The sequence below is a fragment of the Nocardia macrotermitis genome (genome assembly GCF_009604405.1).
In the GTDB taxonomy this organism is placed as follows: Bacteria; Actinomycetota; Actinomycetes; order Mycobacteriales; family Mycobacteriaceae; genus Nocardia; species Nocardia macrotermitis.
The window spans coordinates 132,965-157,521 of record NZ_WEGK01000018.1; the positions used below are offsets into that span (position 1 = coordinate 132,965).

A 24,557-nucleotide genomic window follows, 5' to 3' on the forward strand; every position below is an offset into this window, starting at 1 on the left:
TCGCACGCCGCGCCGAAGGACAACACAGTGCCCGGTGAGCGGGCGGAAACGAGGAGGGGAGCACCGATGTTGGAATTGACCGACGTCGTCAAGGAGTATCGGGTGGGGCAGCAGCGGGTGCGGGCGCTGGACGGCGTCAGCCTGAAGATCGCGGCGGGTGAGTTCACCTCGGTGATCGGCCCGTCGGGGTCCGGCAAGTCCACGCTGCTGCATCTGCTGGGTGCGCTGGACTCGCCCGATTCGGGATCGATCACCTTCCAGGGCAAGGAGATCGGCGATCTCGGCGACGACCGGCAGTCCGAATTCCGGCGGCACCGGGTGGGTTTCGTCTTCCAGTTCTTCAATCTGCTGCCGACGTTGACGGCCTGGGAGAACGTCGCGATCCCGAAACTGTTGGACGGCACCGGATTACGCAAGGCCGAGCCGCGCGCGCGGGAACTGCTGGATCTGGTCGGGCTGGCCGATCGCGCCGAGCACCGTCCGGCCGAACTGTCCGGCGGGCAGATGCAGCGGGTCGCCGTGGCGCGGGCGCTGATCATGGATCCGCCGCTGATCCTGGCCGACGAACCCACCGGCAACCTGGATTCCAAGACCGGCGCGGCGATTCTGGAACTGTTCGGCACGATCACCGAGCAGGGCAATTCGGTGGTGATGGTCACCCACGACATGAGCGCTGCGCACTACTGCGATCGCGTGATCACGTTGCGGGACGGGCGAATCGGATCGATCACCGTCGGTGAACACGCGGGTGAGCATCGTGCGACGGACACCCGTCCGGCGGTCCGCGCATGATCGCCGCCGCGTGGGATCGCTTGCGGCTGTTCAATATCGGTGAGCTGCTCGCCCATCGCGGCCGCACCCTGATGGCGTTGGTCGTGATGGCGGTCTCGGCGGGTCTGCTGGTGTCGGTGTTCAGCATCTCCGGATCGGTGACCGGGTCGGTCGACAAACTCGGCCGCGCGCTGGGAGGTAATGCGGCGCTGGAGATCTCGGGTGTGACCGATGCCGGATTCGATCAGAATCTGCTGCCGCGGATCCGGTCGGTGCCGGGGGTGAGCGCGGCCGTGCCGATGGTGCGGGCCAGGGTCGGTGTCGGCGCGAGCCACACGCTGCTGATCGGGGCGGACGCGAGTGTGTCGGCGCTGGGGAGCGAGCTGTCCGGATCGATGGGTTCGCAAGCGATCAAACTACTTTCGGCGCCCGATGGGGTGCTGGTCGGCACCGGGCTCGGGCGGCACGAAGGGGAGCGGTTCGCCCTCGGTTCCGCCACTGTGACGGTCGCGGGCGTGCTGGACGACCACACGTCCGGGCAGATCAACGGCGGGCAGATCGTGGTGGCCACGTTGCCGGTGGCCGAGAAGATCCTCGCGCGGTCCGGTCAGCTCGATTCGGTCGAGATCGTGCCGACGCCGGGAACCGATGTGGGGCAACTACGTTCGGCGCTGACCACGGTGGTCGACGGTCGCGCGGTGGTGGCCGATCCGAGTCTGCGCACCGCGCAGGCGGGCGGTGCGATTCAGCTGGTGCGGTATTCCACCACGATGGCCTCGGCCGCGGCGTTGATCGTCTCGGCCTTCCTGATCTACAACGCGATGAGTATGGCTGTGGCGCAACGGCGTCCGATGCTGTCGCTGCTGCGGGCCATCGGCGGGCGGCGCGGGCCGATGGTGCGCGATCTGATCGCCGAGGCCGCGCTGCTGGGGCTGGTCGGCGGCGCGGTCGGCGCGGTGATCGGAATGTTCATGGGGCGCAACGCGATCGATCAGGTGCCCTCGGCGATGGTGGCCTCGGTGCAGGCGCATATCGAGTACATGGTGCCCGGCTACGCGATTCCGGTCGCGATCGCGGCCTGTGTGGCGGCGAGTACGGTGGCCGCGGCGATCGCGGCGCGGCAGATCTACAAGGTCGAGCCGATCGAGGCGCTGGCTCCGGTCGGGGTGTCCAAGGCCGATGCGGTGAGCCCGCTGTTGCGTTGGGCCGCAGTGGTTCTCGGCGGTGTGATGGTCACCGCGGCGATCCTGATCGCGCGTGCCGATATCGGCCGGTTGTCCCTGTCCGCCATCTCGCTGTCGATCAGCGCCGCGGTGGTGCTGTGTTTCGCGGCGACCGGGCCGATCGTGCGGTGTGCGGCGGCGGTCGCGCGGCTGTTCGGCGCGCCGGGAGCGTTGGGGGCCACCACGATCGAGCGCGCGCCGCGCCGGGTGTGGGCCACCGCGATGACGGTGATGATCGGGGTGAGCGCGGTGGTCTCGATGGGTGGCGCGTCGCGTGATCTGGTCGATTCGGCGACGGCCACCTTCGACGGGCTGGGTCGCCGGGACGCCTACGTCAGCACGTCCGCGATGGCGGAGTTCCCGACCGGGCCGCTGCTGCCCGCGGATCTGAAGGCGAAGGTCCGCGCGGTGCCCGGGGTGGCGGAGGTCGGTTCGGGGCAGATGGCCTTCGCGACGCTCGGCGGCGGCCAGGTGATGTTGCAGGCTTTCGAGCGCGGTATCGACGCCGATGCGGTCGCCGACCTGAAACCCGGTGTGCAGGACCGGATGTCGCGCGGTGAGGGAGTTGTCATCTCCGCCGACGTGGCCCGCCGACAGGGCATCCGCGAAGGTTCCGAACTGGATCTGCCGACGCCGACCGGAATCCACAAAGTAATTGTCCTGCAAGTGATTCCGTACTTCTCGGCGATCACCGGAACGGTGCTGCTGGATCTGGATGTCATGCGACGGTGGTACGAACGACCCGGGGAGACCATCCTCGGCATCAGCTACGCACCCGGGGTGAACCCCACCGCTGAGATCGATCTACTGCGTCGGGCGGTACCGCACGGTCTGGCCGTGGACACCGGTGCGGGCGCGGTGGCGGCGGTGTCCGGTGGCGTGAAACAGGGGACGTCGCTGTCCGGATCGATCCTGTGGATCGTGGTGCTCGTCGCGACCATCGCCCTGCTGAACACGCTCATGCTCTCGGTCCTGGAAAGACGCCGTGAACTGGGAGTGTTGCGCGCGATGGGCACCAGCCGCCGCTTCCTGCTGCGCACCGTGCTCACCGAGGCCGCCGGAATCGGCCTGACCGGTGCGGTGCTGGGGCTGGCGATCGGTGCCGCGGTCCAGTACCTTGCCGACATCGCGTTCGGCCGGGCCATGACCATCCCCGTGACCTACACCCCGAGCCCGATGCTGCTCGCCTACGCCTCGGCCGCACTGATTCTCGCGCTACTGGGTTCCATCCCGCCAGCGGTGCGCGCGGCCCGCATGCCGATAGTCGAGGCCATAGCCGCCGACTGATCGGACACCAGGAGGGGAGCCCTCACCCGGCTCGGGCGGGTGAGGGCTTTCTCTTTGGCCTCCGCTCCGCTCCGGCAGGTTTTCGGCGCCCGTGTGGCTCGTCGTTCACCCCTCGAGACTCGGCCTCCGGCCATGCGCTTCGAGGGCTGAACGACGAGCCGCGCCGAAAACCCTTGGAGCTGGCCTACTGAGCCTTTCGCTTCGCGGGCGATTTCCAGCCCGACGGAGACGATTCGCCGCTGGGTGCGTTGGTGGTTGCGTCGGGGTTCCACCGCACCTCGTCGGGGGCATGAAGGGACGTGAAGCGGAGGCCATAAAACATTGTGTCGGGGGGTTTCCTTAGACTTGTCGGCATGACTGCACCCACGGTGGACTTGATGGACTATGCCGATGTCGTCGACCGGTTCGAGCCGGTGCTGGGCATGGAGGTGCACGTCGAGCTGGGCACCGCGACGAAGATGTTCTGTGGCTGCCCGACGGCGTTCGGTGCGGAGCCGAATACGCAGGTCTGCCCGGTGTGTCTGGGGCTGCCCGGTGCGTTGCCGGTGGTGAACGAGAAGGCCGTGGAGTCGGCCATCCGGATCGGCCTGGCGCTGAACTGCTCGATCACTCCGTGGGGCCGGTTCGCGCGCAAGAACTACTTCTATCCCGATCAGCCCAAGAACTACCAGATCAGCCAGTACGACGAGCCGATCGCGGCGAACGGCCACCTGGACGTCGTGCTGGACGACGGCTCCACCTTCCGGGTCGAGATCGAGCGCGCCCACATGGAGGAGGACACGGGTAAGTCCCTGCACGTGGGCGGCGCCACCGGCCGCATCCACGGCGCGAGCCACTCGCTGCTGGATTACAACCGCGCGGGCGTGCCGCTGATCGAGATCGTCACCAAGCCGGTCACCGGTGCGGGCGAGCGCGCGCCCGAGGTGGCCCGCGCGTACGTCACCGCGCTGCGTGAGGTGCTCAAGTCGCTCGGCGTCTCGGACGTCAAGATGGAGCAGGGTTCGCTGCGCTGCGATGCCAACGTCTCGCTGATGGCCAAGGGCGCCAAGGAATTCGGCACCCGCACCGAGACCAAGAACGTGAACTCGCTCAAGAGCGTCGAGGTCGCGGTGCGCTTCGAAATGCGCCGTCAGGCAGCGATACTCGCGGACGGCGGCTCGATCCTCATGGAGACCAGGCACTTCCACGAGACCGACGGCACCACCTCACCCGGCCGCATCAAGGAATCCGCCGAGGACTACCGCTACTTCCCCGAGCCCGACCTCGAGCCCGTCGCCCCTGACGCGGCCTGGGTCGAGGAGCTGCGCGGCACCATCCCGGAGTACCCGTGGCTGCGTCGCGCCCGCATCCAGGCCGAATGGGCCCTGCCCGACGAGGTGTTCCGCGACCTGATCAACGCCGGCGCGCTGGATCTGATCATCGCGACCGTCGACGCCGGTTCCTCGGTCGACGCCGCCCGCGCCTGGTGGGTCAACTACCTCACCGAGCAGGCCAAGGAACGCGAGCTGACCCTCGACGAGCTGCCCATCACCCCGAGTCAGGTCGCCGAGGTCGTCGCGCTGGTCGACGCGAAGACCATCAACAGCAAGGTCGCCAAGCAGGTCGTCGACTTCGTGCTGGCCGGCGAGGGTGAGCCGGGCGCGATCGTCGAGGCCAAGGGCCTGGGCATGGTGTCCGACGATTCCGCGTTGCAGGCCGAGGTCGACAAGGCCCTCGCGGCCAACCCGGACATCGCCGAGAAGATCCGCTCGGGCAAGGTGCAGGCCGCGGGCAAGGTCGTCGGCGACGTCATGAAGGCCACCCGCGGCCAGGCCGACGCCGCCCGCGTGCGCGAGCTGGTCCTGGCAGCCTGCGGCGTCGCCGGATAACACGCCCGCTCGCCGAAAACCTCAGGGCGGCGGCGCATTCGAACCGGATGCGCCGCCCGTCGGCAGGCGCCGATCGTACGACGACGCCGGTATTCCTCCGTCGGACGTGGACGTCGTCGGGCAAGTTCGGTCGGTTACGTGGTTGTCCCTCAGCCGACGAGCTGCGGTCTCGGGTCGGTGCATCCAGCCGGGTCCACCCGCCACGATCTCGGGCGGACTGCTCGGCTGATCCGGCGTCGGCCGGGCGGTCAGTCCGCCGAGCCGCCGCCGGAACCGGCCTTCGGCGGCGGGATCCGGACGACGCGATCGTCCAGCGGTCCGGCCGCGGACGGCTTGTTCACGGTGTCCACCCAGACGTAGCCGTCCGGGGCCAGTGACGCGCCGTTGAGCTGGCCGTACTTGTTCTGCGCGACCAGGGTCGGCGGGGTGGTGATGGCGTGGGTGTTCTGATCGGCGGTGGCGAAGGCCAGGGCCTTGCCCGCGGCGAGGGAGACCGCGACGCCGTCCAGCGCGGCCGCGCAACCGCCGACTCCCGGCCGGTCCGGCCACGTCCACCCGGTGCTCACGGTGCCGTTGGCGTCCACGCGCTGCAATCGGTCCTGGGTCGCGGTGCGGTCGGTGAACCAGATGGTGTCCTTGTGATCCGGGCAGACGCCACCGGCCGTGCCGATGCCCGAGGCGAGGATCTTCGGATTCGCGTTGCCCGGCGCGGGGTTGTCGATCGTGAACACCTTGCCCGCCAGCGAATTCGGATTCCCGGCCGCGCCCGGATCGCCCGCGTTACCGGTCTCCACCACCATCTTGTTGTTCGACACGAAATCGATGGCGCCGCGATTCCCGGTGGGGCCCTTGGGGATTCCGGTCAGGATCGGCTTCGGCACGCCGCCCGCGCCGATGCGCACGATCCGGTTGTCGCTGGGTGTCGTGATGTACGCGTACATCAGCCCGTCCTCTTCGTAGGTCGGCGACAACGCGACGGCGGTGAGGCCGCCGTCCCCGGTGGTGTCCACGTCGACCTTGGCAACCTCGATCGGACTCGGCGGCACCTCGCTGGGGGATACGTTGACCACCTTCAGCAGCCGCCCGGTGAGACGTTCGGCGACCAGCGCCTGCTGCCCGTCGGGCAGGACCGTGAGCCCGCCGGTGGTGTCCAGGCACGACACCACGACGCTGGGATCGGCGTCGACGCACGGTCCGGCGGCGCGTTTGGGGGTGGACGGCTTGGCCGAGGGTGTGGTGGTCGGCCCCGATCCCTCGGGGATGATGCTGGGCGCGGGAGTGAACGGTTTGGACGCGGAATCGTCGAAACTGGCACATCCGGCCAGCAGACCGGCGGTGACGGCCAAGCTCACAGCGATACGGCCCGTGACAACCACACTCATGGCTCAGACGTTACGGAAATACCCCGGCGCACGCTCGCAGGGGGTGACCCGACCGGCCCGCGTGGCGCGGACACGCCGCGTGGAGGGGGAGCGCGGATCTCGGCGTCGACATAGTCTGCTCGGGTGACCGACAAGCCGCATGCATCATCCGAATCGAACTCTCCGGGCCACCCCGGGGAACCGGCGCGCAGTCCCTACGACTCGCCCACCGGGGAACTCCCGACGGTGAAATCCACTCTCGGCTCGGATGTCCCGCGCACGGACGACGAACTCGGCCTCGATCCCGATGTTCCCGCCCAGGGCGGCTCGTCCGCCGAACCGTACACCACGGGCCAGTACGAATCCGCCGGTATCGGCCGCTACGAGGCCGCGAAGAGCGAACTCCCCGACGCCGACGAGGTACGGGAGGGAGACTCCGCCTCGACCTATTCCTTCGCCAGTATCCCGCCCGCCCCGACCGGCGACGGCAGTCGGCGTATTCGTTTGGCCCGCACCGACTCTCGCCGCGGCACCCAGGATCTTGGCCTGCTGGTGCTGCGCCTGGTCATCGGCCTGACGTTCCTCTACCACGGTTTGCAGAAGCTGGCCGGCTGGTTCCACGGACCGGGTCTGAGCGGCACCCGCGACATGCTGTCCTCCGGCGGCTGGAAGCACGTCGAGTTGTCCGCCTCGATGCTCACCGTCGCGGAGGTGGGCGGCGGCGTCCTGATCATCCTCGGCCTGGCCACGCCGCTGGCGGCGGGTGCGGTGCTGGCCTCGATCAGCGACGCGTGGCTCTGGAAGCAGGGCATGTCCTCCGGATTCCAGTACAAGACAGTCGAACTGGAGTCGATCCTCGCAGGTCTGGCCGCCGCGCTGATCCTCACCGGCCCCGGACGCCTGGCCTTCGATCGCGGCCGCGGCTGGGCCACCCGGCCCCGCTACGGCTCGTTCGTGGTACTGATCCTGGCCCTGGTGGCCGCCGCGGTCAGCTGGTTCTACCTGCACGGCGGTAACCCGTTCCACGGCATCCGGCACTGACCCGCACCGCTGTTCCGGCGCTCGCCCTCCCGCGAGCCGCCGCCCGAAGGCCGGGCCCGCACCTCGCCGGGCCCGGCCTTCGGCGCACTCTGCGCATTTCCGCCTGGTCGCCCGAGCAGCCGGTTTACAATTCCTGCATTCCTCGAAATATTCAGGAAATGTTTATATTCGAGAATATCGAAGAATTCGGGAAGGAGAACCTCCATGGCGACGATCAAGGCGGCCATCACCCAGGCCACCTGGACCGGTGACAGGGAATCCATGCTGGCCAAGCACGAGAAGTTCATCGAGCAGGCCGCGGCGCAGGACGTGCAGGTGATCTGCTTCCAGGAATTGTTCTACGGGCCCTACTTCGGAAATGTTCAGGACAAGAAGTACTACGAGTACGCCGAATCAGTACCGGGTCCGACCACGGCGCGATTCGCCGAACTGGCCCGCGAGCACAACATGGTCGTCATCCTGCCGGTCTACGAGCAGGAGCAGCCCGGCGTGCTGTACAACACCGCCGCGGTGATCGATGCGGACGGTAGCTATCTGGGGAAGTACCGCAAGCACCACATCCCGCATCTGCCGAGCTTCTGGGAGAAGTTCTATTTCCGGCCCGGCAATCTCGGCTATCCGGTCTTCGATACCGCGGTCGGCCGCATCGGCGTCTACATCTGTTACGACCGGCATTTCCCGGAGGGCTGGCGGGCGCTGGGCCTGGCGGGCGCGGAGTTGGTGTTCAACCCCTCGGCCACCAAACCCGGTCTGTCCAACCGGCTCTGGGAACTCGAACAGCCCGCCGCCGCGGCCGCGAATCAGTACTACATCGCCGCCAACAACCGAATCGGCACGGAGCGTGAGGAATTCGGTGAGGCGGCCGTAACCTTCTACGGCAGTTCGTATTTCGTGGATCCGCGGGGCAACTACGTCGGCGCGGTCGCCTCCACCGACACCGAGGAGATCGTGATCCGCGAACTGGATCTGGACGCGGTGCGCGAGGTGCGCGGGGACTGGCAGTTCTACCGGGACCGTCGCCCGGATTCGTACGAGGCGATCGTCGCGCCCTGACCCGGCCCGCCCGCCGACTCCGCAAGCATCACCTCTTCCGGTCCTCTTCCTAAGGAGTTACCCGGTATGCCAACCACTTTCATCACCGGCGGCACCGTCGTCTCGTCGACCGGTCGCACCGCCGCGGACATTCTCGTCGACGGTGAACGGATCGCCGCCCTGCTCGCACCGGGCAGCACCGTGCTCGGCACGGATCTGGCCCGGACCGCGGATACGGTCATCGACGCGACCGGAAAGTACGTCGTCCCCGGCGGTATCGACGCGCACACGCACATGTCGATGCCGTTCGGCGGCACCACCGCCTCGGACGATTTCGAGACCGGCACCCGCGCCGCGGCCTGGGGCGGTACCACCACGATCATCGATTTCGCGGTGCAGAAGTTCGGCGAGCGCCTCCAGGACAGCCTGGCCACCTGGCACGAGATGGCCGCCGGACAGTGCGCGATCGATTACGGATTCCATCAGATCGTCGGGGATGTGAACGACGCGTCGTTGCAGGCGTTGCGCGGGCTGCCGGACGAAGGCATCAGCAGCTACAAGCTGTTCATGGCCTATCCGGGCGTGTTCTACAGCGACGACGCGCAGATCCTGCGCGCGATGCAGATCGGCGCGTCGACCGGGTTGATGACGATGATGCACGCCGAGAACGGGCCCGCCATCGACGTGCTCGTGGGTCAGCTGCTCGCGGAGGGCAAGACCGATCCCTACTATCACGGCATCGCGCGGGCCTGGCAGCTCGAGGAGGAGGCCACCCATCGGGCGATCATGCTGGCCGATGTGACCGGGGCCCCACTGTATGTCGTGCACGTCTCGGCGAAACAGGCTGTCGCACAGGTGGCTTCGGCACGTGATCGGGGGCGCAACGTCTTCGGGGAGACCTGCCCGCAGTATCTGTACCTCTCGCTCGAAGAGCAGTTGGGCGCACCGGGTTTCGAGGGCGCCAAGTGGGTGTGCTCCACGCCGCTGCGTTCGCGCGCGGAGCGTCATCAGGACCATATGTGGCAGGCGTTGCGTACCAACGACATTCAGATGGTCGCGACGGATCACTGCCCGTTCTGCATGAAGGGGCAGAAGGATATGGGCATCGGGGATTTCTCCAAGATTCCCAACGGGATCGGCTCGGTCGAGCACCGGATGGATCTGATGTACCAGGGCGTGGTCGAGGGCCGGATCAGCCTCGAGCGGTGGGTCGAGATCACCTCCACCACACCGGCGCGCATGTTCGGGCTGTACGGGCGCAAGGGTGTGCTCGCGCCCGGCGCGGACGCCGACGTGGTGATCTACGATCCGAACGGGCACACCTCGATCGGCCTGGGCAAGACCCATCACATGAACATGGACCACTCGGCCTGGGAGGGTTTCGAGATCGATGGTCACGTCGACACGGTGCTCTCGCGCGGCAAGGTCGTCGTCGATGCGGGGGAGTACCTGGGCCGCAAGGGCGACGGACGTTTCGTGCGCCGCGATCCCTGTCAGTACCTGATCTAGGGAGGCGGCAATGCAATTCGGCGCGGTACTACAGTGCGATCCCCCCTCGGCGCGCACGGTGCAACTGGCGAAACTGGCCGAGGCGCACGGATTCAGCCACGTGTGGACCTTCGATTCGCACATCCTGTGGCAGGAGCCGTACGTCCTGCACAGCCGAATCCTCAACGAGACCAAGCGAATCACGGTCGGCCCGATGGTCACCAATCCCGCCACCCGGGACTGGGCGGTGACCGCGTCCACCTTCGCCACCCTCAACGAGGCGTACGGCAATCGCACCGTCTGCGGTATCGGACGCGGTGATTCGGCCGTGCGGGTCGGCGGCGGCCATCCCACCACCCTGCGGACACTGCGCGATTCGATCCATGTGATTCGCGAACTGGCCAATTCCCGATCGGTCGAATACGGCGGGCGCACACTGCAATTCCCGTGGGGCGCCGGTTCGCGGCTGGAGGTGTGGGTCGCGGCGTACGGGCCCAAGGCGCTGGCCCTCACCGGCGAGGTCGCCGACGGATTCATCCTGCAACTGGCCGATCCGGATATCGCCGAGTGGACGATCCGCACCGTCCGGGAGGCCGCCGCCGCGGCCGGGCGGGACCCGGATGCGGTGAAAGTCTGTGTGGCAGCACCGATGTACATCGGCACCGACCACGCGCACATGCGCGACCAGTGCCGCTGGTTCGGCGGCATGGTCGGCAATCACGTCGCCGACATCGTCGCCCGCTACGGCGCGGACGCACAGATCCCCGCCGCCCTCACCGACTACATCGCCGGACGCCACGGCTACGACTACAACGAGCACGGCCGCGCGGGAAACACCCACGCGGACTTCGTCACCGACGAAGTGGTCGACCGCTTCTGCATCCTGGGCACTCCCGAGGAACACCTCACCAAACTGCGCCACCTCGCCGCCCTCGGCGTCGACCAGTTCGCCGGATACCTGCAACACGACAACAAGGAAGAGACCCTGCGCGTATACGGCGAAGTCGTCATACCGCAGCTGAATCCGTCCGTGACGGCGTTGCAGGTGAACTCGTGAGGCTCATCGAGATCGGCGCGGCGCGGCATTCCGTCGTCCTCGGCCGGTCCCGTGTGTTCTACGCGCGGTCCACGCGGGTGGTCGAGCGCGCCCGCAGTGGTCGCAGGCCGATCGGGTCGGCGTCAGCTGAACTGGCACAAGGTATTTCGCCGACCGATGAGGTGCGTCGGGTGTTTCGGGCGATCGAATCGACGGCCGGTCACTCGGTGTGTCCGTGGTCGCGGCTGCGGACCTCGAGGCCGGGGCAATCTGGTGTGATGCACCGAATTTTGTTGGCCGCCAACAGTGTTCATGTCGGTGGATGTCGAGTGAGGGAACAGTTATGACGGAAACGCGGACACAACCGGCGGCCGAGCGTTCGGCGCTGGTCAATTCGGATCTCAAACCCACTACGTCCGAGTCCGATGCCTGGCGTACCTGGGATCTGTTCTGTCTCTGGATGACCTCGGCGCACAGTATCGGCAGTTACGGCTTCGCCGTGGGGATGCTCGCGCTCGGGTTGACCGGGTGGCAGACCATGCTGGCGTTGTTCATCGGGGTGTTGGTGCTGTGGGGCGGTAGCAATCTGATCGGGGTGGCGGGGCAGCGGGTGGGGGTGCCGTTCCCGGTGTTCGCGCGGGGTGCGTTCGGGATATTCGGCGCGAATATTCCGGCGCTGTTGCGGGCGCTGGTGGCGGTGTTCTGGTACGGCATCCAGACGTATCTGGCCTCGACCGCGGTGATCGTATTGCTGCTGCGGGTCGCGCCGGGGCTGAAATCGCTGACGCAGCACAGCTTTCTGGGTCTGTCGGAACTGGGCTGGATCTCGTTCCTGGTGTTGTGGGCGGCGCAGCTGCTGATCATCACGTACGGGATGGAGGTGGTGCGCCGGGTATCGGATTTCGCGGGGCCGGTGGTGTGGATCGGGATGCTCGCGCTGGCGATCTGGATTCTCGGAAAGGCCGGGTGGAGTATCGATTTCGGCTCGCGCGCGGGTGCGGCGCTCTCGAGTGGCAAGACCGTGGCCGCGTTCGTGGGCGTGGTGTTCCTGATGGTGGCGTTCATGGCCGGGCCGCTGGTGAACTACGCCGACTTCGCGCGTTTCTCGCCCAGCAAGAAGGCCATCGTGCGCGGCAATGCGTGGGGGATTCCGTTCAATGAGACTGCGTTCGTGGTGATTTCGATCGTCATCTCACTGGCGACGTTGAAGGTGTACGGCAAGGTGCTGTCCGATCCGGTGGAACTGGTCGCGCACATCCAGAGCGACACCGTCGTCATCATCTCCGCGGCGCTGTTCGCGATCGCCACCGTCGGCATCAACGTGGTGCTGAACTTCGTCTCCCCGTCCTACGACATCTCCAATACCGCACCGAAATACATCTCGTTCCGCACCGGCGGCATCATCACCGCCGTGCTGTCGATCCTGGTGCTGCCCTGGAAGCTGTGGGCGAACCAGAATTTCATCGTGTATTTCCTCGGCGGCGTCGGCGCGCTGATGGGGCCGGTCTTCGGCATCCTGATCGTCGACTACTACCTGATCCGCCGACAGCAGACGGTGGTGGATGACCTGTATTCCGAAGCGCCCCAGGGTACTTACCACTACCTGCGCGGCTTCAACCCCCGCGCGCTGATCGCTCTGGTGATCTCCGGAGTGGTCGGGGTCCTGGTCGCCCTGGTTCCGCACTCCCAATATGTGACGGCCCTGTCCTGGCCGGTCGGCGTCATCCTCGGAGGTGGGCTGATGTACGCCATGAGCATCGGAAGACGTTCTGCCGCAGCGTAATTGCACAACGGCGAGCAGTTGACCACTCCCGCAAACGAATTCGGGCCCGCTCATCGACGAGCGGGCCCGAATGTCGTCCAGTCCGTTACGGAACGCGACGCACAGCACCCTTGTCGGCCGACGTCGCCATCGCCGCATACACCCGCAACGCGGTGGTGATCGGACGATCACGGGCGACCGGCTGCCAAGGCCGTTCCCGCGCATCCATTTTCGCGCGACGCTCGGCGAGAACCTCGTCGGAGACCTGCAATTCGAGGGCACGGGTGTGCACGTCGATGCGGATCCGGTCGCCGTCCTCGATCAGGCCGATGGTGCCGCCGCTGGCCGCCTCGGGCGAGATGTGCCCGATGGACAGCCCCGAGGTACCGCCGGAGAAACGCCCGTCGGTGATCAGCGCGCAGACCTTGCCCAGGCCCAGGCCCTTCAGGAACGAGGTCGGATGCAGCATCTCCTGCATACCCGGCCCGCCCGCGGGACCCTCGTACCGGATCACCACGACATCGCCCGGCTGGATCTTCTTGCCGAGGATCGCCGACACCGCGTCCTCCTGCGACTCCAGCACCACGGCCGGACCCTCGAAGGTGAACAGGTCCTCATCGATACCCGCGGTCTTGAGGATCGCACCGTCGGGGGCGATATTACCCTTGAGCACGCACAACCCGCCCTCGACGGTGTAGGCGTGCGCGAGATCGCGGATGCAGCCGCCCTCGGCGTCGGTATCGAGCGAGGACCAGCGGTTCTCGGTGGAGAACGGCACGGTCGTGCGGACCCCGCCGGGCGCGGCGTGGAACAGTTCCAGCGCCTCGTCGGAGGCCTTGCCCGAGCGGATGTCCCAGGTGTCCAGCCACTCGTCGAAGTCGCGGGTGTGCACGGTGGAGACGTCGGTCTCCAGCAGATTCGCCCGACGCAGCTCGCCCAGGATGGCGGGGATGCCACCGGCCCGGTGCACGTCCTCCATGTGGTAATCGGAGTTGGGGGAGACTTTCGACAGACACGGCACCCGGCGCGAGATCTCATCGATGGTGTCCAGATCGAAGTCGATCTCACCCTCCTGCGCCGCGGCCAGGGTGTGCAGCACGGTGTTGGTGGAACCGCCCATCGCGACGTCCAACGCCATCGCGTTGCGGAAAGCCTTGGCGTTGGCGATGTTTCGCGGCAGCACCGAGGCGTCGTCGTCGCGGTACCAGCGGTTGGCGGCCTCGACGATGGTGGTCCCGGCCCGCTCGAACAGCGCGCGGCGCGCGGCGTGGGTGGCGAGGGTGGAACCGTTGCCCGGCAGCGCCAGGCCCAGCGCCTCGGTCAGGCAGTTCATCGAGTTGGCGGTGAACATGCCCGAACAGGAACCGCAGGTCGGACACGCGCTGCGCTCGACCTCGGACAGGCCCTCCTCGTCCACGGTGGTCGAGGCGCTCGCGGATATGGCGGTGATCAGATCGGTCGGCGCCTGCGCGACACCGCCGACGACCACGGCCTTACCGGCCTCCATCGGGCCGCCGGAGACGAACACCACCGGAATGTTCAGGCGCATCGCGGCATTGAGCATGCCGGGAGTGATCTTGTCGCAGTTGGAGATGCACACCAGCGCGTCGGCGGTGTGCGCGTTGACCATGTACTCCACCGAGTCGGCGATGATCTCGCGGCTGGGCAGCGAGTAGAGCATGCCGCCGTGGCCCATCGCGATGCCGTCGTCCACGGCGATGGTGTGGAATTCGCGCGGTACGCCGCCCGCGGCCCGCACGGCGTCCGCCACGATCTCGCCGACGTCCTTCAGATGCACGTGGCCGGGGACGAACTGGGTGTACGAGTTCGCGATGGCGACGATCGGCTTACCGAAGTCGGAGTCGGTCAGGCCGGTGGCCCGCCACAGCGCGCGTGCGCCTGCGGCGTTGCGTCCGGCCGTGGTGGTACGTGAACGAAGCGGTGGCATAGGTGTCGGGTCCTCGAATCTCGTCGCGGGGGCTGTACGGCGACTGGTGACTGCCTGGACGGCCCTTTTACGGTACTCCCGAGTGAGGAGGAGGTTCTGCGCCGGTGGGCGACTCGGCGGGTGCGCGGTGCGGTGTGCCGCGATCGGCCGTGCAGAAGTTCAGCGCGTACGTGGCGGGCAATATTCCCGGCAGGGGACAGGGCGAAATTCCCGGCAGGAGTCGGGACGCGATCGGCGGCGTGAGTGAACCGGCCCGGGTGAGATCGTGGCGGGATCAGTCGCCGTTCTTGACGCCGGACTCTGCGGTGACCTCGGTTTCGTCGGTGATCTTGGTCTCTTCGGAGTCGGCCTCGTCCTTCGCCGCCGCAGCCTCGGCGCGTGCCTTCGCCTCGGCCTCCGCCGCCGCCGCGAACGGATCCGGAATCCGCCCACCCGACGCCTCGATCAGGATTCGCAACCGGTCGTACCCGACCGCGGGCAGTGGCACCTCCTCGCCGTCGGACAGGTGCGCCCGCACATATCCACGCTTCGGAATGCTCACGCCTTGCACCTGTGACCAGTCGATATGCCGCGATCCGAAGAACGTCCGCAGATCCAGCCCGGACTCGGTGACCTTCGTGCGGGTCCGCTCGATCCAGATCGATACCGCGATCGGAATCACGAACAGAATCCACAGCACCTGCGGCCAGCCGAAGAACGCGAATGCCACGCAGAGCAGCAGTACGAACACCGCGAGATGGCCGAGGCGCGGGTTCCTGATCACCCGACCCGTATCGGTCGGGCGGTCGGCGGTGTGGGACGATCGAGCAGGTGGCACGGACTGATGCGACGAGGACACACCCACATCCTCGCATCACGGCGATCGGACACAGATACCGCCCTGTCTCACATGATGGGACACCCATGTCAGGGAATTTGACTCAACGCCGCACGCACACATACCGTCGAGCGCGTGAATCGAATCGAGCTTCTCGTAATCGGCCGGCGCGTCCAGCGCTGAGACTGATTACCTCAGCTCGTAGCTGCGACGCGCCACCCTCGATCAGCCATCGGCTGTCGGGGGCTTTTTTGTGTTCAGGCCAGTTCCGCTAGGTAAGAACAAGCAGTAAAGGATCAAGACGGTGAGCGCACCTACCGCACGCCCCGGGCCCTCGGCCCGCAGGCCCGCGCCCTCGGCCAATCAGCCGGCATCCGCGACTACTGCCGCACCGAACCGCCGCCAGGTCCCGCCCGAGCGGGTCACCGGCGCGCAGTCGGTCGTCCGCTCCCTCGAGGAGCTCGGCGTCGACACGGTCTTCGGCATTCCGGGCGGTGCGGTACTCCCGGTCTACGATCCGCTGTTCGATTCCACCAAGGTTCGGCACGTGCTGGTTCGGCACGAGCAGGGCGCGGGTCACGCCGCGACCGGATACGCGCAGGCCACCGGCAAGGTCGGTGTGTGCATGGCCACCTCCGGTCCGGGCGCGACCAACCTGGTGACCCCGATCGCCGACGCGCAGATGGACTCGGTGCCGCTGGTCGCGATCACCGGTCAGGTCGGCCGGAGCCTGATCGGCACCGACGCCTTCCAGGAGGCGGACATCTCCGGTATCACCATGCCGGTCACCAAGCACAACTTCCTGGTCAACGACCCGCTCGACATCCCGCGCATGATCGCCGAGGCGTTCCACCTGGCCGCGACGGGACGTCCGGGCGCGGTGCTGGTCGACATCCCCAAGGACGTGTTGCAGGCGCAGACGCTGTTCAGCTGGCCGCCGGAGATGCGGCTGCCCGGCTACCGTCCGGTGACGAAACCGCACGGTAAGCAGGTGCGCGAGGCCGCCCGGATGATCCTGGACTCGAAGGCTCCGGTGCTGTACGTCGGCGGCGGTGTGATCAAGGCCGAGGCGTCCGCGGAACTGCTGGAACTGGCCGAGCTGACCGGCATCCCGGTCGTCACGACGCTGATGGCGCGCGGCGCGTTCCCGGACAGCCACACCCTCAACATGGGTATGCCCGGTATGCACGGCACTGTGGGAGCCGTTGCGGCACTTCAGAAGTCGGATCTGCTGATCACCCTGGGCGCGCGTTTCGACGACCGCGTCACCGGGCAGCTGGACTCGTTCGCCCCGAACGCCAAGGTGATTCACGCCGACATCGACCCCGCCGAGATCGGCAAGAACCGGCACGCCGACGTGCCGATCGTCGGCGACTGCCGCGAGGTGATCGCCGAACTGATCGAGACCCTCAAGGCCGATCCCGCCAACTCGACCACGAAAGACGCGGCGCTGCTGGAACTTTCGGAGTGGTGGAGCTACCTCGACGGCATCCGCCGCAGCTACCCGCTGGGCTGGAACCAGCCCTCGGACGGTTCGCTGTCCCCGGAGTTCGTCATCGAGAAGCTCGGCCAGCTCGCCGGACCCGACGCGATCTACTGCGCCGGTGTCGGCCAGCATCAGATGTGGGCCGCGCAGTTCATCAAGTACGAGAAGCCGCGCACCTGGCTCAATTCCGGTGGCCTCGGCACCATGGGATACGCCGTGCCGGCGGCCATGGGCGCGAAGATGGGCGCGCCGGACAAAGAGGTGTGGGCGGTCGACGGTGACGGCTGCTTCCAGATGACCAATCAGGAGCTCGCCACCTGCGCGGTGGAGGGAGTGCCGATCAAGGTCGCGCTGATCAACAACGGCAACCTCGGTATGGTCCGGCAGTGGCAGACGCTGTTCTACGAGCAGCGCTACTCCAACACCGATCTGGGCACCCACACCCTGCGCATCCCCGACTTCGTCAAGCTCGCGGAAGCGTTGGGCTGCCACGGAATTCGCGTGGAGAAGGAGGAGGATGTGGAGGCCGCGATCCGCGAGGCGCAGTCCATCAACGACCGTCCCGTGGTGATCGATTTCATCGTCGGCAAGGACGCGCAGGTGTGGCCGATGGTCGCCGCCGGCACCTCCAACGACGAGATCATGGCAGCCCGCGGCATCCGCCCGCTGTTCGACGACGACGAAGCGGCCGCCGAGCCCTCGGTGATCCACCAGGCGATGGCGCACGACAAGGAGAACGACTAGATGAGCACCACCCACACCTTGAGCGTGCTGGTGGAGGACAAGCCCGGCGTGCTGGCCCGGGTGGCGAGCCTGTTCTCCCGGCGTGGATTCAATATCGAATCCCTCGCGGTCGGCGGGACCGAGCTGCCGGACATCTCGCGGATGACGATCGTCGTCACCGTGGAGGATCTGCCGCTCGAGCAGGTCACCAAGCAGCTCAACAAGCTGGTGAACGTGATCAAGATCGTCGAGCAGGACGCCGACAACTCGGTCGCGCGCGAGCTGATCCTGGTGAAGGTGCGCGCCGACGCGAGTGTGCGCACCCAGGTCATCGAATCGGTGAATCTGTTCCGCGCCAAGGTGATCGACGTCTCGCCCGACGCGCTCACCATCGAGGCGACCGGTACCCGGTCCAAACTCGACGCACTGCTGCGGATGCTGGAACCGTACGGCATCCGCGAGATCGTGCAGTCCGGCGTGGTGGCGGTGGGCCGCGGGCCCAAATCGATCACCGCGACCCGGTGATCTCCCGGGCCTCGTACGCGGTGGTAGGGGACGGGCGCTGCACTGCGGCGGCGTCCCGAGGACTAGGGTTGTCGTCTGTCGATAGGTCGGCGCAACTGCTTTCCCCCGCCGCCGCGGGGTCCGATCGAAATTGATGCATTGAACCGAATGCGCCTCGTTGGGCGCGCATACCGAACCATTCCCCGGCCCGCTCGGGGATCATCCGCGAAGGGATACCAACAGTGGCTATCGAGCTGTTCTACGACGACGACGCCGACCTGTCGATCATCCAGGGACGCAAGGTCGCCGTCATCGGCTATGGCTCGCAGGGGCACGCGCACTCGCTGAGCCTGCGCGATTCCGGCGTCGAGGTCCGCATCGGCCTGAAGGAGGGCTCGAAGTCGCGGGTCAAGGCCGAGGAGGCCGGGCTGACGGTCGGCACCCCCGCCGAGGTTTCCGAGTGGGCCGACGTGATCATGCTGCTCGCCCCCGACACCGCCCAGGCGTCGATCTTCACCAACGACATCGAGCCGCACCTGAAGGACGGCGACGCGCTGTTCTTCGGCCACGGCCTGAACATCCACTTCGGCCTGATCAAGGCTCCGGGCAACGTCACCGTCGGCATGGTCGCCCCCAAGGGCCCCGGCCACCTGGTGCGTCGCCAGTTCGTCGACGGCAAGGGCGTGCCCTGCCTGATCGCGATCGACCAGGACCCGACCGGTCAGGGCCAGGCGCTGGCGCTGTCCTACGCGAAGGGCATCGGTGGCGCGCGTGCGGGCGTCATCAAGACCACCTTCAAGGAGGAGACCGAGACCGACCTGTTCGGTGAGCAGGCCGTGCTGTGCGGTGGCACCGAGGAACTGGTCAAGACCGGTTTCGAGGTCATGGTCGAGGCCGGTTACGCGCCGGAGATGGCCTACTTCGAGGTGCTGCACGAGCTGAAGCTGATCGTCGACCTCATGTACGAGGGCGGCATCGCCCGCATGAACTACTCGGTCTCCGACACCGCCGAGTTCGGTGGCTACCTCTCGGGCCCGCGCGTCATCGACGCGAGCACCAAGGAGCGCATGCGCGCGATCCTGAAGGACATCCAGGACGGCACCTTCGTCAAGCGCTTGGTCGCCAACGTCGAGGGCGGCAACAAGGAGCTCGAGGGGCTGCGTAAGGCGAATGCCGAGCACCCGATCGAGGTCACGGGCGCCAAGCTGCGTGGGCTGATGAGCTGGGTGGATCGGCCGATCACCGAAACCGCGTAAGTTTTTCGCATCGGCTGCGGCCCGGCACATTTCCGAAGGTGCCGGGCCGCAGTGCGTTCGGAGCACCCGAGGCTCTGACCCGGTAACCTGAAGACGTGACGGATGGAACCCCGGCTCAGCGCCTGAAGCTTGCTTTGGAGATGTCCGAATTCGGCATCGAGATGTATCGGACTCGCATGCGCCGATCATTTCCTGATGCCTCCGATTCGGAGATCGCCGAGAAAGTAAGTGCATGGCTGCTGTCGCGGCCGGGCGCACCGCTGGGCGATTCGGTAGGCCGGCCTTCGCTGCGATTTGCATGAATCCGCTCGAAGCAGCGCTGCGCCGAGCCACCACCGATATCAACAAGCTTGGTTATGGGTGGGGGCTCGTGGGCGGGTTTGCGGTATCTGCTAGATCGACTCCGCGTTTCACCCACGATATCGATTTGGCAGTTGCGGTCGCCGACGACGCTGCTGCAGAGTCGTTGGTACGCATGCTGTTCGAAGCGGGCTATGCCATGTACGCATCCGTGGAGCACGACAACGGTCGGTTGGCAACGATCCGTCTGCGCCGTGCCTTCGATGGAGTGCCGATCCTCATAGATCTTTTGTTTGCCAGTTCTGGCATCGAGCCGGAAATCGCCGCCATGGCCGAGGAACTGGAAATCATCCCTGGCTTGAGTCTCCCGGTGGCGATGACTGGACACCTTATCGCGCTGAAATTGCTGGCCCGTGATGATGCCACACGGCCACAGGATCTCGCTGATCTGCAAGCTCTGCTGTCGGCAGCATCTGCAAGTGATATTCGTGAGGCGAGGAAAGCGGTACGGTTGATTACCGAACGTGGGTATCAGCGGGGTCGAAATCTGGAAGCGGATTTGGACGCACTCATCGAGCGACAATCTGCCTGAGACGTCGGTTGTGGCGGTCCGGGTGCCGCGGATCAGAGCCCGAGGCCTCGGTTCGCGCATTATCGACGGGAGCGTATGCGTGCGATCCTGAAGGACATCCAGGACGGCACCTTCGTCAAGCGTCTGGTCGCGAACGTCGAGGGCGGCAACAAGGAGCTCGAGGGGCTGCGTAAGGCGAATGCCGAGCACCCGATCGAGGTCACGGGCGCCAAGCTGCGTGGGTTGATGAGCTGGGTGGATCGGCCGATCACCGAGACCGCGTAAGTTTTTCGCTTCACCTGAGGCCCGGCACTCCGAAGGTGCCGGGCCGCAGTGCGTTTCGGGGCGGTGCTACGCGCCGGACTTCTGTGCGGCGATTTGCCAGCGGATCGAGGGGTTCGGCGCGCCCGAGCCGGATGCCGGGTGCCTTCCCCTCAGGCTGGTTGCGGTTGTGTGGAGTTGGCGGGGGAGGGCTGCCGCAGCAGAGTGACGCCGACGGCGAGCAACCACAGCATCAGTATGCCGCCGGTGGTTGCGGTGGTGCCCCAGCCGTTGGCGGCGTAGAAGTGGGCCGGGGTGTTGCCGAAGAACATCGACGGTATGAATGCCCAATTCACCAGTGCCAGAACGTATGCCGACCATGCGGTCCATGTCGGGAGGATGCGGGTGAGGCGTACGGAGGTGGCGAAGGCGAACAGGAACAGGCCCATCAGCAGTTTCGAGATGGTGCCGTAGAGGATGTAGGTGCCGCTGACGGTGATCGTCGGGTCGATGTCGACGGGTGACTGGATGACCGCGCCCACTTCGAGACCCATGCCCACGAAGGCGACCGCCAGCCACATCAGGCCCGCGGTGCTGGTCAACGTGCCGAGCCAGCGGTATTGCGGGCCGAGTTCGCTCACCAGGTGGCTGATGCCGGTCATGAAGACCACGTAGAACGTCAGCCCGACCAGGCCGAACAGCGACCGGGTCAGGATGTTCGAGTCCGGCGGGGCACCGGAGTAGACGAAGTACAGCGGCAGTTCGATGAGCTGGCACACCGCTCCCAGCAGTGCGGTAGCTCCGGTGATACGGCGAATGACGTTGGTGTTCATGCGGTCTCGCTGTTCGTTCGGTGATGTGCCGGTGCGTATAGACACTAAGTATATATTATAAACTATAAGTCATATACTTATGGTTCGTGCAAGCCTCTGTGGAAGGATGTTCGGATCATGGCTGAGCGACGGATCCCCGACGATCTGGCCCGTCTGTGGCGGCTGCCGCTCGGCACCCGCCTGGGTCGGCCCGCCGAGTTGGACGTGGACACGGTGGTCCGCACCGCGATCGACCTGGCCGATCGCACCGGCCTGTCCGGCGCGACCCTGCCGAAAATCGCTGCCGCACTCGGCGTGACGCCGATGTCGTTATATCGCCACATCGGCTCCAAGGACGAACTGATCGCCCTGATGTCCGACGCCGCTTTCGGTCCGCCCCTCGAACCGATTCCCGACGACGAACCCTGGCGTCCGGCCCTACGCCGTTGGGCGCGAAACCAATTCGCCGTCTTCGAACGTCACCCGTGGCTCGTGCAGATCCCGATCAGCGGCCCCCCGCGCGGTCCGAACGCCGTCGGCTGGATGGACGCGGGCCTGCGCGCCCTGCGCACGACCGATGCCGACTGGGGCGCCAAGATCGGCGTCATCACAGTCCTGAGCGGCTATGTGCGCCAAGGCTTCCTGATGGCGAACCAGCTCGACACCGCCCGCCGCGAGGCCGACCTCGACGAGTCCCGTGCCCTGCGAATCTACAGCCGCGAACTGACCCAACTGGTCGACCCGAACCGCTTCCCGGACGTCGCTGAACTCCTCGCCGCGGGCCTGTTCGAATCGGTCCCCCCACCCGACACCGCCGACGAGGACTTCACCTTCGGCCTGGAACTTATCCTCGACGGCATCGCGGGAGTGCTCGAAGGCGGTGAAACGACCGCCCACAGTCGACCGCCTCCGCGGAAGGATTGAGCCGCCGCGGAGGCAGTGGACTGCTGCTGGATCAGCGGCGGTTCAGGGTGACTCCCGCCAGCGGATACGGTGCCTTCAACTGGGTGCCCGCGATATTCGGTACGCCGATCCAATGTCCGAACCGCGGGTCGATGTCCTGTAGATCCAGGCCGAACGGCCTGCCGTCGAACGTGACATAGGTTTCGTCGGCCGCGACCGGGCGTTGGCGTCCGGTCACCGACGACTGCCCACAGACCAGCACGACGACGATACGGTCCACGAACACCTGCAGGTCGCAGTTCTCCACCGGGGAGCCGACGACGTTGGAGGGGTGTCTGATGATGTGATACGTGCCGGGCGGGATCACGCCGTTGCGCGGGAATTCCGGGTCGTCGGCAGACGCGACGGCCGGGACTGTGGTGAGAGCGGCGGCGGCGAGTGCGATACCAGCGGCGATGCGACCGAATTTCATCCGTTCGGCTCCTTCGGGGGTCGATTCGTGTTCGGGTCGATCTGTACGTGAAGTATGTCGCGACGAACGTTCGATTTGTTCCATTCGGAATCTAGCCGTCGATCGCGCTGCGCTGTCGATATCGGTTCGGACAGCCCGCGACCATCTCGCCTGAAATCGCTCACCGCAGTGGCTAGCGTCGATGGCATGGACTCGCTGGTTCAGCGCGTACTGAGCCTTCAACCGGTGTGGACGTATCTGGTTGTGGCGCTTCTGGTGTGCGCGGAGGAGGCCATGGTGTTCGGCCTGCTGGTGCCTGGTGACACCGCCGCGGTGCTGGCCGGCGTCGCCGCGAACCGCGGTCGGCTGGATCTGCCGACCACCCTGGTCCTCGTGGTCGTCGCCGCAATCGTCGGCGCGAGCATCGGATTCGGCACCGGCAGGATCTTCGGCGCGCGAATCCTGCGCTGGGCGGTATTCGAACGGCATCGCGAGCGGTTGGACCGTTCGGGCCGATACTTCGAACGTCACGGCAGCTGGGCAGTGATCTTCGGCCGTTTCAGCACCTTCTTCCGAACCATGCTGCCGCAACTGGTCGGCATATCCTCGATGCGATACACGCGTTTCCTGCTCACCAGCACGATCGGCGCGATCATCTGGGGCAGCGCGATGGTGATGGCCGGCTACGCGATCGGCCAGTCCTTCACCGCGATCCTGCAACGAGTAGATTCCTGGGCGGCCATGGTCATCGTCGCGCTGATCGTTCTCGCCGTCGTCTACTGGAAATGGCGACGCCATCACCGCACTCCCACCGACCAGCCCTGACCGAACATCAATGGCCCGGCATCCATGTGGTGCCGGGCCATCGCACCCGGAAACAGCCGCTCCCGAACCATCCCGGCGGTTCGGATCGCTGTCATCACGGATGATGGTGGTGAACCGCAAGTAGGGTTGCGATGATCCCACCGGCCAACAAGATTCGCTCCCCAATCTCATTGCCCTACTTACAGTCTCGCGCAGACATCCCCGTCCGTCACCGCCCTGCGCCGACTTCCGGGTGAGAATCCCCCGCAGGTATGAGCCCCCTCAGGGACAACCCCTACCCGACAACCCGAACCTCCCCGTCCGGGTTGTCCGGATCGATATGCCAGCTGTGGATCCGAACCGGACGAATCCGAATGATCTTGTTGGAGAACCACTCCGGCGCCACCGGCGGCGTCTCCACGGTCAGCACCTCGGCCACTCCCCGAATGATCACTCCCCGCCCCCACCCCGGCTTGACCGCTCCCGGCTCATCCGGAGTCATATCGTCCACAGCGAACGTGACATTCGGATTTTTCCCGACGTTCCGATACCGCTGAGACTCCGGGTTGGGTCCGCCGATATCGATGGTTCCGTCATCGTTCAACCGGAAGCCGACGGGGGCGATCAGGGGCTTGCCACCTGGGGTTACGGTTGCCAGGCGGCCGAGGTTCTGGGTGTTGAGGTAGGCGCGTTCGATGTCGGTGAAGGTCATGGATCGACACTAGCCTCGCGCATTCACCGGAATTCCGACACCGTGTGTCGGTATGAGGAAAGGGTGCTCTGACCTGCGATAATTCGAGTTGTCTAGGTTCGAATATGGCAGTTGCAGGAGCACCCTTTCGGTGAGTCAGT

Annotated in this window: 21 protein-coding genes and 1 pseudogene; 16 read left to right on the plus strand and 6 right to left on the minus strand. The window is 66.4% G+C overall.

Translation table 11 applies throughout. The annotated features are described in order from the left end of the window. Positions 1-66: 66 nt before the first annotated feature. The 3 genes from NRB20_RS31655 (at position 67) to gatB (ending at position 5,149) form a co-directional block, all read left to right on the plus strand. Positions 67-792 (plus strand): ABC transporter ATP-binding protein, encoded by a 726-nt coding sequence (locus tag NRB20_RS31655; RefSeq protein ID WP_153415062.1) that lies wholly within the window; start codon positions 67-69, stop codon positions 790-792. Then, positions 789-3,281, plus strand: a complete 2,493-nt coding sequence (locus tag NRB20_RS31660) for an ABC transporter permease (protein ID WP_153415063.1) — start codon at positions 789-791, stop codon at positions 3,279-3,281. Before NRB20_RS31655 ends, NRB20_RS31660 begins: the two co-directional genes overlap by 4 nt. 353 nt (positions 3,282-3,634) lie before the next feature. Then, positions 3,635-5,149, plus strand: coding sequence for an Asp-tRNA(Asn)/Glu-tRNA(Gln) amidotransferase subunit GatB (gatB, locus tag NRB20_RS31665; RefSeq protein ID WP_153415064.1), 1,515 nt, complete (start codon positions 3,635-3,637; stop codon positions 5,147-5,149). Between the two features lie 248 nt (positions 5,150-5,397). Here gatB and NRB20_RS31670 read toward each other — a convergent pair whose 3' ends face one another. Further along, positions 5,398-6,531 (minus strand): PQQ-dependent sugar dehydrogenase, encoded by a 1,134-nt coding sequence (locus tag NRB20_RS31670; RefSeq protein WP_153415065.1) that lies wholly within the window; start codon positions 6,529-6,531, stop codon positions 5,398-5,400. Positions 6,532-6,654: 123 nt separating this feature from the next. Between NRB20_RS31670 and NRB20_RS38595 the strand changes: the two genes are divergently transcribed. The 5 genes from NRB20_RS38595 to NRB20_RS31695 all read left to right on the plus strand — a co-directional run bounded on the left by NRB20_RS38595 (position 6,655) and on the right by NRB20_RS31695 (position 12,890). Next, positions 6,655-7,551: a DoxX family protein gene (locus tag NRB20_RS38595; RefSeq protein WP_319945647.1), complete on the plus strand. Its 897-nt coding sequence runs from the start codon at positions 6,655-6,657 to the stop codon at positions 7,549-7,551. Between the two features lie 204 nt (positions 7,552-7,755). Continuing rightward, positions 7,756-8,604 carry a nitrilase-related carbon-nitrogen hydrolase gene (locus tag NRB20_RS31680; protein WP_153415066.1) on the plus strand — a complete coding sequence of 283 codons (849 nt, stop codon included), beginning with the start codon at positions 7,756-7,758 and terminating at the stop codon, positions 8,602-8,604. 66 nt (positions 8,605-8,670) lie between these two features. Further along, positions 8,671-10,092: a dihydropyrimidinase gene (hydA, locus tag NRB20_RS31685; RefSeq protein ID WP_153415067.1), complete on the plus strand. Its 1,422-nt coding sequence runs from the start codon at positions 8,671-8,673 to the stop codon at positions 10,090-10,092. A gap of 10 nt (positions 10,093-10,102) precedes the next feature. Then, positions 10,103-11,128: a TIGR03842 family LLM class F420-dependent oxidoreductase gene (locus tag NRB20_RS31690; protein WP_153415068.1), complete on the plus strand. Its 1,026-nt coding sequence runs from the start codon at positions 10,103-10,105 to the stop codon at positions 11,126-11,128. 322 nt (positions 11,129-11,450) lie between these two features. Further along, positions 11,451-12,890 carry an NCS1 family nucleobase:cation symporter-1 gene (locus tag NRB20_RS31695; RefSeq protein WP_153415069.1) on the plus strand — a complete coding sequence of 480 codons (1,440 nt, stop codon included), beginning with the start codon at positions 11,451-11,453 and terminating at the stop codon, positions 12,888-12,890. 85 nt (positions 12,891-12,975) lie between these two features. Here the strand turns inward: NRB20_RS31695 and ilvD are convergent, their stop codons facing one another. Beyond that, positions 12,976-14,817, minus strand: a complete 1,842-nt coding sequence (ilvD, locus tag NRB20_RS31700) for a dihydroxy-acid dehydratase (protein ID WP_153415070.1) — start codon at positions 14,815-14,817, stop codon at positions 12,976-12,978. Positions 14,818-15,091: 274 nt separating this feature from the next. Next, the gene (locus tag NRB20_RS31705; protein WP_319945648.1) at positions 15,092-15,580 is read right to left on the minus strand and encodes a PH domain-containing protein; all 489 of its coding nucleotides are present in this window, start codon (positions 15,578-15,580) and stop codon (positions 15,092-15,094) included. A 358-nt stretch (positions 15,581-15,938) separates the two neighbouring features. Between NRB20_RS31705 and NRB20_RS31710 the strand changes: the two genes are divergently transcribed. From NRB20_RS31710 to NRB20_RS31735, 6 genes and pseudogenes are all read left to right on the plus strand, one after another. Beyond that, positions 15,939-17,864: an acetolactate synthase large subunit gene (locus NRB20_RS31710; RefSeq protein WP_319945649.1), complete on the plus strand. Its 1,926-nt coding sequence runs from the start codon at positions 15,939-15,941 to the stop codon at positions 17,862-17,864. Next, positions 17,865-18,368 (plus strand): acetolactate synthase small subunit, encoded by a 504-nt coding sequence (ilvN, locus tag NRB20_RS31715; protein ID WP_153415071.1) that lies wholly within the window; start codon positions 17,865-17,867, stop codon positions 18,366-18,368. It abuts the gene before it with no gap. Positions 18,369-18,589: 221 nt separating this feature from the next. Beyond that, the gene (gene ilvC, locus NRB20_RS31720) at positions 18,590-19,603 is read left to right on the plus strand and encodes a ketol-acid reductoisomerase (RefSeq protein ID WP_319945650.1); all 1,014 of its coding nucleotides are present in this window, start codon (positions 18,590-18,592) and stop codon (positions 19,601-19,603) included. A 95-nt stretch (positions 19,604-19,698) separates the two neighbouring features. Next, positions 19,699-19,905 carry a hypothetical protein gene (locus tag NRB20_RS31725; RefSeq protein WP_153415072.1) on the plus strand — a complete coding sequence of 69 codons (207 nt, stop codon included), beginning with the start codon at positions 19,699-19,701 and terminating at the stop codon, positions 19,903-19,905. Then, positions 19,902-20,495 carry a nucleotidyl transferase AbiEii/AbiGii toxin family protein gene (locus tag NRB20_RS31730; RefSeq protein WP_153415073.1) on the plus strand — a complete coding sequence of 198 codons (594 nt, stop codon included), beginning with the start codon at positions 19,902-19,904 and terminating at the stop codon, positions 20,493-20,495. The genes NRB20_RS31725 and NRB20_RS31730 overlap by 4 nt, the downstream gene beginning before the upstream one ends. 15 nt (positions 20,496-20,510) lie before the next feature. After that, positions 20,511-20,759, plus strand: a pseudogene (locus NRB20_RS31735) (hypothetical protein); the annotation flags it as partial. A gap of 149 nt (positions 20,760-20,908) precedes the next feature. Here the strand turns inward: NRB20_RS31735 and NRB20_RS31740 are convergent. Then, positions 20,909-21,568 carry a hypothetical protein gene (locus NRB20_RS31740; RefSeq protein ID WP_153415074.1) on the minus strand — a complete coding sequence of 220 codons (660 nt, stop codon included), beginning with the start codon at positions 21,566-21,568 and terminating at the stop codon, positions 20,909-20,911. A 117-nt stretch (positions 21,569-21,685) separates the two neighbouring features. Here NRB20_RS31740 and NRB20_RS31745 point away from each other — a divergent pair, with 117 nt between their 5' ends. Further along, the gene (locus tag NRB20_RS31745; RefSeq protein WP_153415075.1) at positions 21,686-22,471 is read left to right on the plus strand and encodes a TetR/AcrR family transcriptional regulator; all 786 of its coding nucleotides are present in this window, start codon (positions 21,686-21,688) and stop codon (positions 22,469-22,471) included. A 31-nt stretch (positions 22,472-22,502) separates the two neighbouring features. On the opposite strand, the gene NRB20_RS31750 is transcribed toward NRB20_RS31745, so the two are convergent. Then, the gene (locus NRB20_RS31750; RefSeq protein WP_153415076.1) at positions 22,503-22,922 is read right to left on the minus strand and encodes a hypothetical protein; all 420 of its coding nucleotides are present in this window, start codon (positions 22,920-22,922) and stop codon (positions 22,503-22,505) included. 186 nt (positions 22,923-23,108) lie between these two features. On the opposite strand from NRB20_RS31750, the gene NRB20_RS31755 reads away from it, so the two are divergent. Beyond that, positions 23,109-23,726, plus strand: coding sequence for a DedA family protein (locus NRB20_RS31755; protein WP_194290081.1), 618 nt, complete (start codon positions 23,109-23,111; stop codon positions 23,724-23,726). Between the two features lie 274 nt (positions 23,727-24,000). Here the strand turns inward: NRB20_RS31755 and NRB20_RS31760 are convergent, their stop codons facing one another. After that, entirely contained in the window at positions 24,001-24,417 is a 417-nt protein-coding gene (locus NRB20_RS31760) for a PPOX class F420-dependent oxidoreductase (protein WP_153415078.1), read from the minus strand. Positions 24,418-24,557: the final 140 nt, after the last annotated feature.

Excerpts from the sequence above, each read along its gene's own strand:
- NRB20_RS31660 (WP_153415063.1), top strand. The coding sequence starts at position 789 with ATGATCGCCGCCGCGTGGGATCGCTTGCGGCTGTTCAATATCGGTGAG.
- NRB20_RS31680 (WP_153415066.1), top strand. The coding sequence starts at position 7,756 with ATGGCGACGATCAAGGCGGCCATCACCCAGGCCACCTGGACCGGTGAC.
- gatB (WP_153415064.1), top strand. The coding sequence starts at position 3,635 with ATGACTGCACCCACGGTGGACTTGATGGACTATGCCGATGTCGTCGAC.
- NRB20_RS31755 (WP_194290081.1), top strand. The coding sequence starts at position 23,109 with ATGGACTCGCTGGTTCAGCGCGTACTGAGCCTTCAACCGGTGTGGACG.
- NRB20_RS31740 (WP_153415074.1), bottom strand. The coding sequence starts at position 21,568 with ATGAACACCAACGTCATTCGCCGTATCACCGGAGCTACCGCACTGCTG.
- NRB20_RS31730 (WP_153415073.1), top strand. The coding sequence starts at position 19,902 with ATGAATCCGCTCGAAGCAGCGCTGCGCCGAGCCACCACCGATATCAAC.
- NRB20_RS31750 (WP_153415076.1), bottom strand. The coding sequence starts at position 22,922 with ATGAAATTCGGTCGCATCGCCGCTGGTATCGCACTCGCCGCCGCCGCT.
- NRB20_RS31655 (WP_153415062.1), top strand. The coding sequence starts at position 67 with ATGTTGGAATTGACCGACGTCGTCAAGGAGTATCGGGTGGGGCAGCAG.
- NRB20_RS31670 (WP_153415065.1), bottom strand. The coding sequence starts at position 6,531 with ATGAGTGTGGTTGTCACGGGCCGTATCGCTGTGAGCTTGGCCGTCACC.
- NRB20_RS31690 (WP_153415068.1), top strand. The coding sequence starts at position 10,103 with ATGCAATTCGGCGCGGTACTACAGTGCGATCCCCCCTCGGCGCGCACG.
- ilvD (WP_153415070.1), bottom strand. The coding sequence starts at position 14,817 with ATGCCACCGCTTCGTTCACGTACCACCACGGCCGGACGCAACGCCGCA.
- hydA (WP_153415067.1), top strand. The coding sequence starts at position 8,671 with ATGCCAACCACTTTCATCACCGGCGGCACCGTCGTCTCGTCGACCGGT.
- NRB20_RS31760 (WP_153415078.1), bottom strand. The coding sequence starts at position 24,417 with ATGACCTTCACCGACATCGAACGCGCCTACCTCAACACCCAGAACCTC.
- ilvN (WP_153415071.1), top strand. The coding sequence starts at position 17,865 with ATGAGCACCACCCACACCTTGAGCGTGCTGGTGGAGGACAAGCCCGGC.
- NRB20_RS31695 (WP_153415069.1), top strand. The coding sequence starts at position 11,451 with ATGACGGAAACGCGGACACAACCGGCGGCCGAGCGTTCGGCGCTGGTC.
- NRB20_RS31745 (WP_153415075.1), top strand. The coding sequence starts at position 21,686 with ATGGCTGAGCGACGGATCCCCGACGATCTGGCCCGTCTGTGGCGGCTG.